This window comes from Paenibacillus sp. SER-28 (assembly GCF_052906305.1).
The window spans coordinates 16,407-35,212 of record NZ_JBRECM010000010.1 but is presented as its reverse complement, the minus strand read 5'-3'; the positions used below and the strand labels follow the sequence as shown (position 1 = coordinate 35,212).

Below are 18,806 nucleotides of genomic sequence, written 5' to 3'. Positions count from 1 at the left end.
TTATTTTCGCATTCAGAGAGGATGGTTTAGGTGGCAGCAGCTGTAAAAGCAAAGATGATCGTAGACAAATCTTTTCGTATTGCTGAAGTCGATAAACGCATTTATGGCTCTTTTGTAGAGCATCTCGGGCGTGCCGTATATGGCGGTATTTACGAGCCTACTCATTTAACTAGTGATGAAAGCGGTTTCCGAAATGATGTTAAAGAGTTGGTAAAACAGCTTGATGTTCCTATTATACGCTATCCGGGAGGCAATTTTGTATCCGGTTACAATTGGGAGGACGGTGTTGGCCCTGTCGCGTCCAGACCTAGACAGTTGGAGCTGGCGTGGAGAACGGTCGAGCCGAATGAAGTGGGTACGAATGAATTTTTCAAGTGGGCCAAGGATGTAGGTTCCGAAGTCATGATGGCGGTTAATCTGGGTACGCGCGGAATTGATGCTGCGCGTAATCTGGTGGAATATTGCAATCACACAGGCGGCTCCTACTGGAGTGATCTACGTCGTAGTCACGGTGTAGAGCAACCACATAAGATTAAAACCTGGTGTCTTGGTAACGAGATGGATGGCCCATGGCAGATTGGTCACAAGACAGCAGAAGAATATGGCCGTCTGGCTGTTGAATCTGCAAAAGCCATGAAGCTGATTGATCCTGACATTGAGCTTGTATCCTGTGGCAGCTCCAGTTCCACAATGCCGACGTTCCCGGAATGGGAAGCAACCACACTGGATCATACCTATGAGGTAGCGGACTATATTTCCTTGCACCAATACTACGGCAATCATGACAATGATACGGCTAATTACCTGGCACGCTCCATGGATATGGATCATTTTATTCATACGGTCATTTCGACTTGTGACTATATCAAAGCAAAGAAACGCAGCAAAAAGAAAATGATGCTCAGCTTTGACGAATGGAACGTATGGTACCACTCCAATGATGCGGACAAAAAAATTGATCCGTGGTCTGTGGCACCGCCGCAGCTTGAGGATATCTATAACTTTGAGGATGCATTGTTGGTAGGCAGTATGTTGATTACGTTCCTGCGCCATGCGGATCGTGTGAAAATGGCTTGCCTCGCCCAACTGGTTAACGTTATTGCGCCGATCATGACCGAGAATAACGGAAAGGCGTGGAAACAAACGATTTTCTATCCGTATTTGCATGCCTCCCGTTATGGTCGTGGCATATCGCTGATGCCTGTCGTGGATTCGGAAAAATACGATTCCAAGGACTTCACAGACATTCCTTATCTGGACAGCGCTGTAGTTTATGATGAAGAGGGAGACGCACTGACTGTCTTTGCAGTGAACCGTCATTTGTCTGAATCGCTGGAGCTGACAGTAGATGTACGCAGTTTTGAAGGCTACCGCATTGTCGAGCATACTGTATTGGAGCATGATGATCTTAAAGCGACCAACAGTCCAGCCGGTGAAAAAGTTACGCCTCACAACGGCGGCAATGCTAAGCTTGAAGACGGAATTGTAAAAGCTCATTTGGGCAAAGCATCGTGGAACGTTATCCGTCTCGCTAAGTCTCATTAATTCTCTTCTGTAAAAGGTACAGCTTCGACTGTATCTAAATAAGCTCGCATCCTCTCTTGTAAGAGTATTACAAGAGCGGCAATGCGAGCTTTTTGCGTAAAATGAGCCATTTGTCCCTCCATAGATATAGGTCTCTAAGAGAAGGGTGGATTTTAAATAAATATTATGTTTATTACTAAATTTAACTAGACAAAGATGATCCTTATTCACTAAGTGCTCGTACTCCGTACATTTTTATGAAGTTAATTAGACCCAGTGCCAGACTTCCCAGGTGAAAAAAGACCCTATTATATCGTTGTCAACGTACTGATATCTGAAATGCAGGGTGTGCAATCCGACTTAAATCCACGTTATACTTTAAAAGACAGTCTATTTAAATCCAAATGGTGGTTGTAGTATTTCGAGAAAGGAATGATCTGTATGAGTCAAACAGACGAATATCGTTTTCAAGTGAACTTGGGCGGTATGATTGATATTTTGGCCAATCATTTATATAGCAGTCCGCGAGTGTTTATACGTGAGGTTCTGCAAAATGCAACAGATGCGATCACGGCTCGCAAGGAGCTGCGGAAGGTTGCTGCTGAAAGTAATGTATTACAAGAAGACAAGGCCCTTGAAGATACAGCTTCTGAGAGTAACGACTATGAAGGTAAAGTCATCGTGGAGTTATCTGGTTCCGGGGAGCATCAGGTATTGATGATTCAGGATAACGGCATTGGATTGTCAGAAGAAGACATTCACCGTTTTTTGTCGATCATCGGTCAGTCTTCCAAGAAGGGAGCCGATTTGCTGGCTTCTGAGACTTCGTTTATCGGACGCTTTGGGATTGGGTTACTATCCTGCTTTATGGTGAGCGATGAAATTGTAGTGCTGACCCGCTCGGTGAAGGAAGGCATCTCCATGGAATGGAGAGGGAAGCCGGATGGGACGTATACGATTCGTCGATTGGAAACCGAGCTGCCTGTAGGGACACAAATTTATTTGCGCTGCAAGCCGGGAAGTGAGTTTTATTATGAGCCAGCGCAGGTGGAGGAGTCTCTATTCTATTATGGGGCGTTGCTGCCGTATCCGGTCATGCTGTCTGTAGATGGGGAGACCAAACGGGTCAATCTTCCGTCGACGAGCTGGATGCAGGACCCAGATCAATTACGGAGTCGCCGTAGTGAGGTACTGGATTTAGGCTATCGCCTGATGGGCGAGCGCTTCAGTGATTTTATACCGTTGCGGACGACATCGGGCAGAACAGGCGGGATTGCATTCATTTTGCCTCGCAGTGTTAATCTGAACAGCAAGCGGCTGCATCGGGTGTACCTGAAGCATATGCTGGTGTCGGACAAGGCGGAAAATGTTTTGCCGGAATGGGCATTCTTCATTAAAAGCCTGATTTGGACAGATGAATTGCAACCAACGGCATCACGTGAGTATTTTTATGAAAATGAGCAGCTTGACGATGTTCGTTCTGAACTGGGGACCTGTATTCGGGAAGAACTGCTACGCATGGCGCAGTATGAGCCAGACCGCTTGCAGCACTGGATTCGTTTGCATGAGCTGTCCATGAAGGCGCTCGCCGTGGAGGATGATGAATTTTTGCGGATAATGTACCGTTGGTTTTCCTTCGAAAGTACATTTGGGCGGCGTGAGCTGAAAGAACTGATCCAAGAGGCGGACGGACGTCCACTGCATTACACATCGACAGTAGATGAGTATCGTCAGATTACGCATGTGGCGGCGGCGCAATCCATGTTGGTGATCAATGGCGGCTATATTTATGATTCAGACATTTTGGAAAAGCTGCATTGGATTGACCCTAACCTGCAAACAGAGCGTCTTAGCCCTGAGGAAGTATCTCTTTCATTTACCGGGCTAACGCAGGAAGAACGCGAGAGTTATTACGGTGTGCTACGTGTCATGGATGCTGCTTTGCAGCCGATGCGTTGCCGCGCTGAGTTGAAGCGTTTTGAGCCTGTGAGTTTGCCAGTGTTGTATACTATTTCTCAGGATGCCCTGACCTTGCGCTCTATGGAAAACACGGTTGAGGAGACAACCTCACTTTTTTCCAATGTGCTTGATAGTCTGAAAGCAGGAGTTCAGCAAAATTCGGGCTATTCCACCTTATACTTTAATCTGAACAACCCGGTGGTGGCGCGGATTCTTGAAGCTACCGATACGCAGATGGTCACGGCAGCTACAGAAATGATGTATGTGAATGCGCTTATGATGGGGCACTACCCGATGAACCGCAGTGAGTTGGGACTGATGAATCGGAGTGTGCTGCATTTTATCAATTGGGGATTAGGGAACGGACAAAATGCGTAATTGCGTAATTATAGGGGGAGCCAAATGGAAGATACGATATATGAATTGATGGAACAGGCGCAGGATCTGCCCGGGGGTGCAGCAAAGCTGGCGATTCTGGAAGAAGCTGTCCGCTTGGCAGACACATCCGGGTTGAAGGAACTTGCTTATGAAATCCGGGGAGAGATTGTAGACTGCGCTATTTTTAACGGATATCCATTGAAGTCGCTGATTGCTTTTTCGTGGCAGCTGGGCCAATTTGATCAAAATCCAGAGGAATACGACGCAGATGAGCTGTTGTGGAATTACAAATGGATACTCGGGAAGGTGTGCAGCTTTTCCAATATATCGAAGACTCAAATAGAAGATCTGGCCGAAGATATGCGCAGACGTTATGCCGAATATGGGTATAATGAGCGTCCATATTACTATTATAAGTTCCGCATCGCGATGGACATGGGTGAACTGGATGAAGCACGGCGATATCTGGATACCTTCCGCTCGGTCGAGCGGGACAGTATGAGTGATTGTGAGGCCTGCGAGCAAAGCCAGATGGTGCGTTTCTACTACTTGACCGGAGAAGACGAGCAGGCGCTTGCCGTGGCAAAACCGATTTTGTCGGGACGGATGAAATGTGCAGAAGTACCGCATGTGACGCTTTCTCAGGTACTGTTGCCGCTTTATCGTCAAGGCGAGGTTGATGAGGCAAAGGAGAATCATCGCAAAGGCTATCGCCTAATTCGGGATGAACGCGACTTCCTGAAAACGATAGCGGAGCATATCGAATATTTGGCGATTGCCGATCCAATTCAAGGAATCGAAGTGGTAGAGCGTCATCTACATATGGCACTGGACTATGAGAGCGGGCTGGAGCAGATGTATTTTTACGCGACGATGGTGAGTCTACTGCAAAAGTTGGATACTTCGGGAGAAAAACGGTTGATCCGGTTGCCGGCTTCCTTGGAATGGGCTAGAGAGGATCGCACATTGACAGAAATCATTGCGTATTTTAGGCCACTGGCAGAATCAGCGGCGGCTGATTTTGATCGACGGAACGGGAATACGTTTTATTCCGATTGGATCGGGAAAATTGTTCAAACGGCATAGAAGAAGTGGTAGCTGTGACGAATATTTTATACAGCCCAAACAATGAGCAGGTATAATGTTCCTGTGAAATGACAGGAGGGGTTATGTTGTGACCGTAACCGAAAAGGTGATTAATTTCGCACACCGCGGAGCTTCAGGTGTATGTCCCGAGAATACGATGGCGGCATTCCGCCACGCCTTGGAACTGGGAGCAACAGGTATAGAGACGGATGTGCAGCGTACCCAAGATGGGCATCTGGTGCTAATTCATGATGAGTCGCTCAAGCGTACGACAGGTTGCTCACTGGATGTAAAGGATATTACGCTAGAAGAATTAAATAAACTGGATGCGGGCAGCTGGTTTGATGAGAAATTCCGAGGTGAGCGGGTCCCGATGCTGGATGAGCTACTGGAACTAGCCCAGTCCTTGAATACAATTATTAATTTAGAGTTGAAAAATAGCATTTACCTCTATCCGGGAATGGAGGAAGAGGTCATTGCTGCCGTGAAGCGTTTTGGGTTGGAACAGCGGGTAATCATATCCAGCTTCAATCACGAATCGCTGGCGCTCTGTGCGCAGCTTGCTCCTGAGATCAAGACGGGGGCGCTGTATATCGAAATTATGGTTCGTCCATCGGAGTATGCCACCCAATTCGGGGTTACAGCACTTCATGCCTACAAACAAGTTGTTACACCAGAAGCTGTATCAGAGGCTTTGGCATTAGGCGTCGTCTACCACCCATGGACGGTGAATGAACCGGAAGAAATGAAGCGTCTGCTGGAGGCCGGGGTGAACGGCATCATCACGGACTACCCTGATCGGTTGGCGCATTTGTTGGCTGTTCGCTCTTCCTAAGTCGAAACACACAGCGGAACTGTGACTTAGGTTTGCAGGGATATGACTGTGACTATTTATTGAAGTGAAAAAGACTCTCCTATACGCACTCGTTTTTACGAGGCGAGGGAGAGTCTTTTTTGCCTTAAGCCGAAGAGCGTATCATCCACGATGACCTTGATTCCTTTCTACTTGATGCCGAGCCGCATGCGATAGCTGAACAGGATATCTAGTGTTCTGCCCTGAAAATGATTCTCTACCAGCTTCACGAAGCGGGCTATATCGTCGTCAAGCGCTCGATTGCCAAGTTTGAAAAGACTTTGAATACCCCCTTGGCTGAGAGCGAGCCCTGTATAACGAGCTGCGTCACATTGCTCACGGTTGTGAAAGACAATCTCCCGGGTATATCGGAAGTGTCCGCTGCGGTGCAGATTAGCTAAATGCTGATCCTTGCTCCATTTATGAGCTTGCTGCTCTACAGGGGCTTCCTGTTCCAAAAGGGTATCCGCCTTGGTGATAAGCTCTGTATAAGCTTGCTCTATCTGCCATTGCAGCACCGGAGGCCAGTCACAGTCAAAGGCCGCGAACACGCCGCCCTGAGCCAAGACCCTGCCCGCTTCCTGAAGCGTGCTCTCGGGGTCCATCCAGTGAAAGGATTGAGAGCAGGTAATGACGTCTACAGTTCCGTCTTCAAAGGGCAGGTTGTTGGAGAACCCGCTTTTGAAGGAAATGGTTTCTGCCATTGTCGTTCCTGCTGTTTCCAGCTTGTGCTGTGCTTTTCCTCTCATGTCCGGGTTAGGCTCGATACCGACGATTTGCCGAGCGGCGTTTTCCCATATGAAAGTTGAAAGTCCTGTACCGCAGCCAATATCGGCAACTAGCTCTACATTTCGCTCCAGATAGCGGCTGATGATTTCCACGACGAGTGACGGTGCTTCCGGGCGGTGCTGATCGTAGTTGTCGGCAAAACCGTTGAAACGATCCACATTACTTTGCAGATTTCCCTCAGGGATCATAGGTCCTTTTCCTCCTTAGTTTCGACTGGGCGGCCGTGTAGATTCAAATGCTGCGTACTCCTATATTGTACAAGTTTACATGTTCATCCATCTACTCTCGTGATTTCACAGCACCCGTCGGATTTCGGAGGGAGGAAATTCCCCTATTTTATCATTGAAGCAAGCGCCCACTCGCGCATCATGGAGTCAAGCATCGGACGCAAATCTTCGCGTTGCATACCCATGTGGAGCACGGCTTCCAGATATCCAGCTTTATCTCCAATATCATAACGTGTGCCTTCCAGCTCTAATGCGAGCAGTTGGTTCTGCAATGCTACTTGATGAAGGGCATCTGTCAATTGGTATTCACCGCCCGCTCCAGTGGACAGGTTTTCCAATATAGAGAAAATGGAAGGCTCCAACACATACCGACCAATGACTGCCTGCCGCGAAGGAGCCTCTGCCGGAGAAGGTTTTTCAACAAGCCCACCGACTTCGTGAATGAGACCGTTCTGGTGAGTGGAGTCAATAATGCCGTATTTACTTACATCCTGTTCTTCCACTGTGCGCACGCCGACCACTTGCTTTCCAGTCGCTTCGTAAACATCCATCATTTGACGAATCGCCGGGGTGGAGGAATTCATAATATCATCGCCCAGCAACACGGCGAAGGGCTCATCGCCAATGAACTGACGAGCGCAGCTGACCGCATGTCCCAGGCCGAGGGGTTCTTTTTGACGGATATAGTGAATGACTGCTTTACCCCCGATGCTTTGAACTTCACGTAGGAGATCATATTTACCTTTGCTCTCCAGTACCTGCTCCAACTCCACAGACTTGTCAAAATGATCCTCGATGGCTTTTTTATTACGCCCCGTTACGATAATGATGCTCTCAATTCCGGACTTGATGGCTTCTTCTACGATATATTGAATAGCCGGCTTGTCTACGATTGGAAGCATCTCTTTCGGTAAAGCTTTCGTAGCTGGTAGAAAACGGGTTCCTAATCCGGCGGCTGGAATAACAGCTTTTGTAATTTTTCTCATAGAAACTCACTTTCCTTTCGTGATGGGGAACCGAACACCCAGTATCGGCTCCCGATATAATTGATGATCATTCCGGCTGCGGTGGCGATCAGCTTGCTTAAAGCAAGTGGCAGCTCGGTTCCAGTGTGAAGCACCTGCAGTAATAAGGAGGTTACCCCCAATACGATGAGGTTGATGACGATAAATTTAGGTAATTGACGCTTATTAGTGTTGTTTGATAGTTGTTCGTTGAATGTCCATTTGCTGTTCAAAATATAACTGTTGGCTGTGCCGCAGCTGTACGAAATAATCTGGGCTACAATGACCGGCACTCCGACCCAAGCCAGCAGCATAAAAATGATATAATCTACACCCGTATTTACCAGACCTACGATGCCAAATCGGATCATAGGAAGCAGCTGGGCCATGCGACTTTTCATGGTTTAGGCTCCATGACCGGATTTGGGTCCGGTATATACCGCACTGTTGCCGTGCACTGTGCGTCCTGCCGAAATCAGGCTATCACGGGCTCCTTGCATGTACAGGGATTCACGGGGTTCAGGGGCTTTCATAGCATGTGTCGGACCGTTTTCGTATTGTCCACCCAGATGCTCACGGACAATGTAAAGCGGACGTGCTTTGGTTTCGTCATAAATCCGTCCAACATATTCACCCATAATACCGAGAATGATCAGGATCACCCCGTCGAAGATCAGGCTGATGCTAATCATAGACGACCAGCCCTTCATTACATAGGAGTCGGTGAAAAAGTTGAGAAACAGTACGTACATCAGATACAGGAAGCCGGACATGGATAGAAGCGCACCGATATACCCTGCCAGCTTAAGCGGTTTAATCGAAAAGGATGTGATCCCGTCCAGACTGAGCTTGATCATTCGTTTCAACGGATACTTGGTTTCGCCTGCGAGCCGCTCGTCACGCTCATATTCTACAGCAGTTTGTTTGAACCCGATCCAGCTGACCAGTCCACGAACGAATCTGTTATTTTCCGGTAGCCGTTTCAATTCTTCTATGACCTTGCGATCCATTAGGCGGAAGTCCCCGGTGTCGACCGGGATATTAATATCCGTTGATGCTTTAAGTACACGGTAGAAGAGGCTGGCAGACCATTTCTTGAAGCGAGTTTCGCCATTGCGTTTGAGCCGTTTGGCGTAGACCACCTCATAGCCTTCCTTCCACTTGTTAGCCATCTCAACAATCAGTTCCGGCGGGTCCTGGAGGTCGGCGTCAATGACGACGACCGCCTCTCCTACCGCATAATCCATCCCGGCAGTAATCGCTAGCTGATGACCAAAATTGCGAGAGAAATCAATCAATACAATGGTGTCATCTCTGAGACTGAATTCCTTGATCAATTGGACGCTGCGGTCCGAACTTCCATCATTTACGAAGATCAACTCGTAGGGCTCACCCATTGAGCCCATGACTTGTTTCAGCCTCCGGTAGGTTTCCGTAATAACGGCTTCCTCGTTGTACATCGGAATAACTATGGAATAACGGATGGGTTCACTCATTCGTAGTTCCTCCTCATTTATAATGTGATTTCGTATAAAGTACCGCTTCCGCCACGTTCGTCTCCGCCAGGGCCACCTTGACCATCCTGGGCGTTTGCATTGCTGTTTGTGGTGTCGCTTCCGCTCTCGGTAGCTTTAACGTCTGTACTTGTTGCACCTGTTGTTGTTTTCCATTCATCTGTAGGGATCACTTTGCCGTGTTCTTTGATCCATGCAGTGACTTCAGAGTTACCGCCGTCCGGTCCGCCGCCTCCACCAGAAATCATGAAGTACTTCACTTGGCCGCTTTCGACCAGCGCCTTGATTTTATCGACGGTATAGACTGGATCGGAAGATACAAAACCATTCATAATAATTACTTTTTGTCCGGCCTCGACCAGGTAAGGAGCAGCCGTTGAATAATTACTTGCTGCGAAAAGGTAGGTTTCACCTGTGTTGTTTTTTTGCAAATAGCTCAACGTTTTTTGATCTAAACCTTGGCTACCGTTGGGTCCCCCCATCCCTCTGGAGCGGGTAGAAGATTTTTGTTCCGTGTCTGTACTTGTTTGTGTGCTTGAAGTATTTCCATCAGGACTGGAATTCTCTATATTATTGGTCTGGTTATTCGTTTGAGTTCCCTCGGCTTGTTGTCCATTAGCGCTCTGGCCTCTATTGCGATCATTGCCACCCGGCATTCCCCCACCACCGCCGCCAAATTGAGTCGGTCCGGCTTGTGGAATCATGCTGTTCCCCCCGTAGACGATCGGTGTCAATGCCCAGTACACAGGGCCGATAAACATAGCGAGTACACTTGCAATGATGGCGAATCTTGTGAACTTCTCAGATTTTATTCGTGCTACTACCAGTAGCGCCGTGCCGATGATCCCTAGGATCAATACCGCGATGGACCAGCCGCTGCCAATGGTATCGTTGTAATTTTGCAAAACAAACCAGCTAAATACCGAGGTTGCCAATACTGCGGCGGGTAACAGCCAGGAGAGCCAGTTGGAACGCTCACGATACTGGTTCCACAATTCTACGAATCCTGCTCCAAAGAGCGCTGCAATTGGTGGTGCGAGCATAATCAGGTAATAATGATGAAAGAATCCTGCTACGCTGAAAAATGCAGCTACGGGAATCAACCAGGCCAACCAGAAGATGACCTCTTTGTGCTTTTGTGTGATATTACGACGTCGAATGCTTGCAAGCAGACCGATGGAAGCAATCAATGCGAATGGAAGCAGCCAGCTGGCTTGACCTGACAGGGAAGATTGGAACAACCGCAAAGGTCCTTTTTCGCCAGTGCCGAACATGCCACCACCGGAATTTCCTCCCGGTCCACCGCCAGGAACACCCTGGCCACCTTGCCCGTCTCCAGGACCACCTTGCCCGTTGCCGCCGAATCCGCCTGTTGCCATGTTGTTGGCACCAGAGTCATCCGTAGTGGTAGTGCTGTCCGATGATGTAGTCGTCTGAGCTTGATCTGTGTTCGTATTGCTGCTATTCGTTGTAGCGATATTGTCCCGATCTGTGCGTTCACCGCCACGAGTGCCACCTGTACCCTGATCTCCTGTCAAACGGGACAGGCCGTTATAACCAAAGGCCAAATTCAGCACAGAATTGGTACCGCTACTCCCCATATAAGGGCGTTTGTCTGCTGGGGTGGAGTCCACCACGACTGCCCAGGAGAGCGATACGATCAGGAGGACAACTGCTGATCCTACCAGTGTTACTGCTTTTCGTTTCCAGTTAAACTTGGAGGCCAGCAGATAGAACAGTCCCAAAGCGGGAACGATCATATAGGCTTGCAACATTTTTTCGTTAAAGGCGATGCCTACGACTGCGAAAGCAGCAAGGATCAGCCCGGTTTTGCTATTTCTAATGCCTCTGAACAATAGCCATGTTGCGAGCAACAGTGTGAAGACCAACATAGCGTCGATGTTATTCGTGCGGCTGACCGCTACGGCTATCGGTGTCGTTGCCATGGCGAAGGCGGCCAATCGTGCGGCCATCGTACCGAAGCTCGGTTTGACGAGCAAGTAAACGAGCAAGACCGATCCGACCTGAGCTAGCGCCTGTGGCAAGATAACGCTCCATCCGTGAAGCCCAAATATATAGGCGCTCAGTGTCTGAATCCAGAACACCACAGGCGGTTTGTCTACCGTTACTGATCCGGCAGAATCAAGTGAGGCGAAAAAGAAGTTGTGAAAGCTCTGTAGCATGCTTGCTACGGCCGTCGTATAGTAGGTGTTTACATATTTGTCTTGCCAGATGTTGTATCCGTTCAAAAATGCGGATATCAGCATAATGATGATCAGGGGGATGTCTGCCCTGGTCTTAAACCATTTCTTAATCATGTTCATTCCACTCCCTGTGAAAATTCTTTGTAATTATTCCGTTGTTCTAGCCGCTATCTTCAGGACTGCGGAATGACCAGTCGCTTCTGATCTTGGCCCGGTGAACTACCGGCTTGCTATTATCATGTCATACGTACCTTAATGGGTTCTGAGCGCTCCCTGAACGTTAGCTGAAAGCTGAGCAGAGGTGCTTTTTTTGCGACAGGATTCAGGTATATTAGATACAGGTAAAAAATGAACCGACTTTTTTATGAGAAAAATGCGGCAACATGAAAGGGAAGATTAAATAATGAATCCAATACACGGAGTTAAAATTATGCTGGCAGATGATGAGCCTCATATTTTGCAATTTTTAGAGCTTGGACTGATTAATGAAGGATACGAAGTCAGAACCGCCGAGAACGGGAGTGAAGCGCTCGATTTGGCAAGAGAGTTTCGTCCGCATGTAGCGGTGCTGGATGTGATGATGCCGGAAATGAACGGTTTTGAGGTGTGCCAAAGTCTCAAGGAGACGGAGGATAACATCGCGGTTATTATGCTGACCGCCAAGGATGATGTAGACGATCGGGTAAAGGGTTTGAAGATCGGCGCGGATGATTATGTCGTGAAGCCCTTCAGTTTTAATGAGTTGCTGGCTCGCATTGAAGCGCGCTTGCGCAATCAGTTCCCCGATCTGCTGGGCGAAGTGATTCACGGACCCTTTCAAGTGGATGATCGACGGAAGGAAATTCGTTATCGGAGTCAGGTGCTGGAGCTGTCGCCTACCGAATATGAACTATTGAAGTTTCTGGTGCTCAACCACGGGATTGTGCTGAGTAAAAGTCGTATACTGGACCGGGTATGGGGGTACGATTTTGGGGGCGAGGATAATATTGTTGAAGTGTACATCCGCTCCTTACGTGAAAAACTCAAAGACAAGGAGCACCGGGTCATTCGTACGCTGCGCGGTGTGGGATACCGGGTGGATCTGCTATGAAGGCGGGAGGGAAAAGTCGGAGGAAATATGCGCTCCGTTCTCTCCGATCCCAGCTTTTAGCCAGAACGTTACTCATTTTGGCTTTACTGCTCGTATTAATTGGTTTTCTACAATATTTTCTGATGAAAGATTTTCTGTATCGCAGTCGGGCAGAAGCTATGGATACGCAGCTGAATTCAATTCCTGCTGATTTATTGATTAAGGATTCACAGGAGCAGAGTGGGGTAACCGCTCCCCAAGAACAAACCAATCGGAGGAATAATCGACCGGGGCCGTTTTTGTTCTGGCCGGATATGTCGCTCGCTTCTATAGATATAGATGGCACCTTCCAGAGCTTGTCCAACGAAAACGGGCTTAAGCCGCCACGTCTCACCATTGAGCAATATCATGCGATGCAGCAGAGCAAACGTATGCGTCACGGCTATCAATTAATCACGGATGCTCAGGGGAAAGAGCAACTGGTTGTATTCCGTCCGCTCGGTCCACCTGACCGTTCGTTCGGTTTACTTCAAATGGGCGTATCCACGACTTCTATGCAAGAGCAGTTGATTAACCAGCTCCGCACCTTTATTTTATTGTCACTGATTGCGCTTGCGATTGGGTTGGCGCTTATGCTTCCTGTGCTGCGCCGCACGTTGGTCCCCCTCTCCAAGATGGTCGAGGCAGTCAAACGTATTGATGCGGGCAATCTGGCCGAGCGCTTTGACGCAGAGCAGGGGCAGTATGAGGTGGATCGTTTGGCAGTTTCATTTAACGGGATGCTGGAACGGTTGGAGCATTCGTTTGCTGCCGAACGGGAATTGCAGATGCAGATGAGACGATTTATTGCGGATGCTTCCCATGAACTGCGCACCCCGCTCACATCTATTCACGGTTTCTTGGAAGTGCTGCTTCGTGGAGCAGCATCCAATCCGAAGCAGCTCCAATCAGCACTAGAAAGTATGTATGGTGAATCCAAGCGCATGAATAAGCTTGTCTCTGATTTACTATTGTTGGCTAAGCTGGACCGAACACCGGAGTTGAAACTGGAGGACATGTCACTAGATGCGTTGCTGTTGGAAATGAAACCGCAGCTCCTTATGCTGGCAGGTACACGTAAGGTAGTTTTTGATATGACGGCAGGTATACGGGTGTTGGCAGAGGGGGATAAAATCAAGCAGGTAGTGCTCAACCTGTTTCACAATGCTGTTCAACATACTGATATGGAAAGAGGTGTGATCCAGGTAAACCTGTCTGCAGGTAAGAAGTTGGTGGATATCCAAATTCGTGATAACGGACCAGGCATGAGTAAAGAACAGCTGGAGCGGATATTTGAGCGTTTTTATCGTGGAGATGAATCGCGTACACGTAGCTCAGGCGGGGCGGGCCTTGGTCTGGCCATTACACAGTCTATCGTGGAAGCACACGGCGGGAACATTACGGCCGAAAGCACACCGGGAACGGGAAGTGTATTCAAAGTAACGCTACCTTTAGCGGGAACAGTATAGTATTTAAGATTATGGCGTAACATAAAAATAGCCCCCCGAACCGCGACTTTGGTTAAATAACGGCTCGGGGGGCTTTTTAATTGTTAGTTAATGAGTGCAGCTTTTTGTAAGAGCACATGCAGCACCTTGGCAGATGCCTCACGTGTTGTAGGTGCATTCGGCTGGAAGTAGGAAGAGCCTTTAATCGTGGCTCCGTTAATAATACCTGCCGCACTTACTTTTTCAATACTATCCTTGGCATAGCCTGCAAAGGATGAAGTATCATGGTACGGTGTGCGTGCAGGACCATCGGCTGCTGTTTTGATTTGAAGCAGATCTACTGCTTTGCCCAGCACAACAGCAATTTCTTGACGACTGATATTTGCTTGCGGATCAAACTTGTCGTTGTTGCGACCTGTAATCAATCCGGCCTCATAAGCGGCTGCCACATCCCCGGCATACCAGCTACCTGCCGGAATATCACTGAATGGTGCAGTAGTACCTGGTGTCAGGCCAAGTGCCCGGGTGACCAAGGCTGCAAATTCTGCACGCGTCACGTTTTGCTTCGGTGAGAATTTCGTGTCGGTTGTGCCGTTAATGAGCAACTTATTCGAAAGCGATTGAATTTCGGATTGGGCATACGACGATGAAATATCTTCGAAGCTAACAGGACGTGTCGCCGCTGCATATGTTGAGAAGCCCGGACGGCTTACCTTAACGACGGTAGATCCATCAGCTTGCTTGGTGAAGACGGATGGAACTGGATAGACATTTCCATTCGCCGTATAGAGCACACCAGCTGTATTAGGATCAATTTGACCAGGTACGGTAAAGGATCGGCTAATAAATTGTCCTGGCGCAACTTTGAGCGATTGACTCTTGCCACCAGTGACAAGATTAGCTTCAAACCCTACCGGGGTGCCGATCACATTGGAGCCTTTCAGCTTACTTGTAAAAGTGCTGCTCGCCTCTGTCTGGCTGCTGATTACCACTTCAATGCCTGCACCAGCAGGAACATTTTTCAGAGCGGATACTGGCAAAGCCATAGAAGAGCCTGTATTGCTTACAATCAAGCTGCTTCCTGCTGAAGCCTTGCCTAACGTTACCAGTTGTGTGGAAGTGAGCGATGCCTTCGTCGTTTGGCCTGCTTGGCTAGTAGCCGACAGTACAATAGCTGTCGGGCTGGAACCTGCTGCTGTCACGGCAGCCTGCAAATCTGCATCGGTTACTGTCAGCGACTGTACATTATTGTTCAATGCAACGGCTGTAGTGATAGTTTTAACAGCCTGTCCTTGTTTCACAACGCTTTGAAGTGAAGGTGCAGATGTAGGGACAGGAGTGGATGTGTTCGTTGTAGCAGAAGGTGTAGTATTGCTTCTACCGCCACCTCCACCACCTCCGCCTCCACCACTACCGCTAGATGCGGCGCTATTATCCACGCGAATAGCTTTAGTGGCGGTGAAGAGTTTAGGGCCGTCGGCATTGCGTACGACTTCGCCGTCTTTATTCAGTTCTGGAGAACTGACTTCCAGCTTGTATACGCCGTCCTTCAAATGCTGAATCACGGGCTGACCATTAGCATCCAGAACAGGTTTTCCCTTGTCATCTAATTCGACGTAACTTCCGTCAATATCCTTGAAGGAATATGCACCTTGTTTGAGGCGAGCATTGTCACCTTGTTCCTTGGAGGTCGTAATTCCATCGATCAGACCGATTAATTTATCATCTACGCCGTATACATAAAGCGCGATCTGGTTGGTTTTATCTGTGGTCAGGCGGAATGTCAAATCTGTTGAACGTTGAGCACCTGTACGACTCGGATAAATAATCGGGTTGGTGACACTCAAGTCCTGCAAGCCGAAGCCAGTTGTAGGATTTTCTTTGCCCACATGAACGACGAACGGCAGATGAAGTGTTGGCAGTCCGGCGCTTTTCAGAATAACTTCCCCTTCATATACACCTGTGGCTGCACCCGAATTTGGTTGTACAGACAGGAAGAACGGTTGCGATTTGTCTGGTTCTGCGGAGATGGCTCCATTTGCGCCAACCCCCTGCAACTGAACGGCAATGTTGCTCACATCAGGTGTTGCAATAGGCTTGGTTGGATCAGAGGTAACTTTATCATGTAAAACATAGCTGGCTTCATATTGCACAGGCTTAGCGGACAAGTTTTTGAGTTGAAGCTGAATTTGCTTCGCTTCACTACCAGGTCGTAACACCCCAAAGCTGGCGGAAGGATTGTAGTTCACAACTTCCTGACGATTAAAGTTCTTATCAAGAATCGTAATCTTTTCAACGGTTTCCAGCAGGGCTGGAGTCTGGATTGCATTCGCAACGTTTACAAGACCTGCACCTTGGGAATACACATCATATTGGATTTTATCTTCATCAAAGAGTGTAATCGAAGTGTTGGCGAGCGCAGCGCGGATATCAAACGGTGTCCAGTTCGGATGCTGCTGCTTCAGCAGCACGGCAAGTCCAGCCACATGCGGAGATGCCATACTCGTTCCGTTGCTGCGTTTGTAAGCCTGCGCATAAGATGCATCCGGATAAAACTTGGCAAAGGCAGGGTACGTTGACATAATGCCAACCCCTGGTGCGCTCACGTCCGGCTTGATGCTCAGCAGTTCATCGCCATTTGGTCCGCGGGAGCTAAATCCGGCCATGGTATTACCAGGATTGTCAGTACGACGATACTCTTCACCAAAAGTAATTAAGAATTTTTGTTTGTGGTTTTGGCTTTCAATGATTTGTCTTGCCAGTGCTCTACCTTCTTTTCCTATCATGTCAAAGGTAGGAATATAATCTACATTGTCTCCTTGATTCGAATTAATGTAACCGTCGTAACCAGGGATAGCTTCACTCAGATTGGCTTGTGTACTGTCGCTAGACTTCGCTTGGCCATTAAAAATAATAATAGCCTTTGCACCATTTTGTTGTGCGTTTGCGATTTTATCTACGAAGCCCAAGACGCCACGCGATACGATCACAACCTTACCTTTTACATCTTTAGAAGTGAAATCATCTGGATATCCCAAGTTGGCATAAACTAATTCCAATGGTTCTGACCCCAAAATAGAAGAAAAATCCTCATGAAATGTTTGCCAACCCATCATGTTAAAATTGTAATAGGTATCTGATGTAACTGTTTTCGGCTTTTCATCATCACCATAGGTTACAAGACTGACGGATGCTTTATTTGAATAGCTATGGCTCGGCGAAGTAGCTGCACCGACGGAAATCGCCAGCTGTGATGTTGCGGGAGAACCCATGGAATAAAAATAAGGGCCATCCTGTGCCGCATTACCATTCGCTATGACCGCGACTACGCCGGAAAGTACAGCGTTATTAATAGCAATGGAATCTGGGGAGTTCGGGTCCTTTTCGGAATCCGAGCCCAGCGACAGGTTAATGACGTTCATACCATCTTTGACAGCGTGTTCAATGCCATCAATGACCTGTGCGGAGGAACCGGAGGAACGACCCGTCTTGGTATTGCGTCCAAGCACTTTATACACGTATAAGTCCGATTTATAGGCAATACCCTTTTGTACAATATCTGAGGATTTATTTGCGGCTTTACCGGCAATCGTGCCGGAGACGTGAGTACCATGTGTCGTTCCGCTAAAACCTGTGCCGTATGGGTCATTCTCTTTTTCAAGGAACGGTTCCTCGTAAGGGTCGTTGTCCTGTTCAAAAGAGTCATATCCGCCTTTATAGGCTTCTTTCAAATCCGGATGCTCATAATCGATACCGGTATCAATAACCCCGACCTTGATTCCCTCGCCATTCAATCCTTTGGCCCAGGCTTCAGGAACACCAATCTGGTCCAGCGGTGCGTTATCATAAGTGGCTTCACTGGCTGTAAGTGTTGGTGGGTCCTGTACGGGGATGGAATAATACGTTTTGTTTTCATGAATGGATTTTACGCCTGGCAGTTTAGCCAGTTCTGGAATCTTATTGGCCGGCAATGTGACCTCCAAGCCGTTAAGCACCGTGTTGTACTGGTAATTCACCTGGAGAGAAATACCATGCTCAGCGGCTTGGTCCACGAACGTAGTTTGCTCGGTGGCAATCGCGGATTCCGCTTTTTGCTCAGATTGAGCTGTGAAAGCTTGGACGCCTGAACGTGCCGCATATTTGTCTACGGCTAAGGGCTCACCATCAAGCTGTACGATGACTCTGACCTGGCGGGAAGAGTCTGTGCTTAGCTCTGGCGAAATGAAGGCAGGAGCCGCCTCAATAGTCAATGCTTGCTGAGCTTCCAAAAATGAGTTGAGTTGTAGATCTGCGGTAGCAGCAGAACTGACAGACGGCAGAGACAAGCTTACCGTCAAGGCAAGAGCGAGTGATACGACAGGTATTTTTTTCAAAATGATCGGCTTTTTCAAAGATTTCCCTCTTTTCAATCAAAATATGATATGTCTACATACTAGGATTTGAAGCCACTGCCGTTGTTCTCACGCCTCCCTTAATATCTAAAATAATAGAATTGACCACTGGTGACTAACTTGCCAGTTTTGAGGCATATCTTACCATATTGGTGGGATATATTACTATATGTTTTTTATATTTTTAGAAAAAATAAGGGTAACATTACATGTAGATTCCATGGAAATGTTATGAATTTACTAGATTATTTTTGAAAACAATCAAAGGGGAATGGGAGAATGCGAGATTTAATGATATAATCTGCATTGGAATTGTTGAGG

12 protein-coding genes are annotated in these 18,806 nt (G+C 47.9%); 6 read left to right on the top strand and 6 right to left on the bottom strand.

The window, feature by feature from the left end; genetic code table 11:
• Window positions 1-30: 30 nt before the first annotated feature.
• From arfA to ACUYLD_RS19980, 4 genes are all read left to right on the top strand, one after another.
• A complete protein-coding gene (gene arfA / locus ACUYLD_RS19995; RefSeq protein WP_165179623.1) occupies window positions 31-1,545 on the top strand; it encodes an arabinosylfuranosidase ArfA in 1,515 nt (504 codons plus the stop codon).
• 420 nt (window positions 1,546-1,965) lie between these two features.
• Entirely contained in the window at window positions 1,966-3,861 is a 1,896-nt protein-coding gene (locus ACUYLD_RS19990; protein WP_069290877.1) for an HSP90 family protein, read from the top strand.
• 24 nt (window positions 3,862-3,885) lie between these two features.
• Window positions 3,886-4,947 carry a hypothetical protein gene (locus tag ACUYLD_RS19985; RefSeq protein ID WP_069290878.1) on the top strand — a complete coding sequence of 354 codons (1,062 nt, stop codon included), beginning with the start codon at window positions 3,886-3,888 and terminating at the stop codon, window positions 4,945-4,947.
• 88 nt (window positions 4,948-5,035) lie between these two features.
• Window positions 5,036-5,782 (top strand): glycerophosphodiester phosphodiesterase, encoded by a 747-nt coding sequence (locus ACUYLD_RS19980; protein WP_446675818.1) that lies wholly within the window; start codon window positions 5,036-5,038, stop codon window positions 5,780-5,782.
• A 167-nt stretch (window positions 5,783-5,949) separates the two neighbouring features.
• Here ACUYLD_RS19980 and ACUYLD_RS19975 read toward each other — a convergent pair whose 3' ends face one another.
• From ACUYLD_RS19975 to ACUYLD_RS19955, 5 genes are all read right to left on the bottom strand, one after another.
• Window positions 5,950-6,777, bottom strand: a complete 828-nt coding sequence (locus tag ACUYLD_RS19975) for a class I SAM-dependent methyltransferase (RefSeq protein WP_446675817.1) — start codon at window positions 6,775-6,777, stop codon at window positions 5,950-5,952.
• Between the two features lie 143 nt (window positions 6,778-6,920).
• Window positions 6,921-7,802 carry a UTP--glucose-1-phosphate uridylyltransferase GalU gene (galU, locus tag ACUYLD_RS19970; protein WP_025723867.1) on the bottom strand — a complete coding sequence of 294 codons (882 nt, stop codon included), beginning with the start codon at window positions 7,800-7,802 and terminating at the stop codon, window positions 6,921-6,923.
• The gene (locus ACUYLD_RS19965) at window positions 7,799-8,221 is read right to left on the bottom strand and encodes a GtrA family protein (RefSeq protein ID WP_254351710.1); all 423 of its coding nucleotides are present in this window, start codon (window positions 8,219-8,221) and stop codon (window positions 7,799-7,801) included. The genes galU and ACUYLD_RS19965 overlap by 4 nt, the downstream gene beginning before the upstream one ends.
• A gap of 3 nt (window positions 8,222-8,224) precedes the next feature.
• On the bottom strand, window positions 8,225-9,316 hold the full coding sequence (locus tag ACUYLD_RS19960; protein WP_254351709.1) for a glycosyltransferase family 2 protein: 1,092 nt from the start codon (window positions 9,314-9,316) through the stop codon (window positions 8,225-8,227).
• Window positions 9,317-9,333: 17 nt separating this feature from the next.
• Window positions 9,334-11,652 (bottom strand): glycosyltransferase family 39 protein, encoded by a 2,319-nt coding sequence (locus ACUYLD_RS19955; RefSeq protein ID WP_446675816.1) that lies wholly within the window; start codon window positions 11,650-11,652, stop codon window positions 9,334-9,336.
• 289 nt (window positions 11,653-11,941) lie between these two features.
• Here ACUYLD_RS19955 and ACUYLD_RS19950 point away from each other — a divergent pair, with 289 nt between their 5' ends.
• Together ACUYLD_RS19950 and ACUYLD_RS19945 are read left to right on the top strand one after the other, a co-directional pair.
• Complete coding sequence (locus ACUYLD_RS19950) at window positions 11,942-12,628, top strand: response regulator transcription factor (protein WP_446675815.1); 687 nt, start codon at window positions 11,942-11,944, stop codon at window positions 12,626-12,628.
• Window positions 12,625-14,115 carry a sensor histidine kinase gene (locus ACUYLD_RS19945; RefSeq protein WP_446675814.1) on the top strand — a complete coding sequence of 497 codons (1,491 nt, stop codon included), beginning with the start codon at window positions 12,625-12,627 and terminating at the stop codon, window positions 14,113-14,115. The genes ACUYLD_RS19950 and ACUYLD_RS19945 overlap by 4 nt, the downstream gene beginning before the upstream one ends.
• An 83-nt stretch (window positions 14,116-14,198) precedes the next feature.
• Here the strand turns inward: ACUYLD_RS19945 and ACUYLD_RS19940 are convergent, their stop codons facing one another.
• On the bottom strand, window positions 14,199-18,485 hold the full coding sequence (locus ACUYLD_RS19940; RefSeq protein ID WP_446675813.1) for a S8 family serine peptidase: 4,287 nt from the start codon (window positions 18,483-18,485) through the stop codon (window positions 14,199-14,201).
• Between the last annotated feature and the right edge of the window lie 321 nt (window positions 18,486-18,806).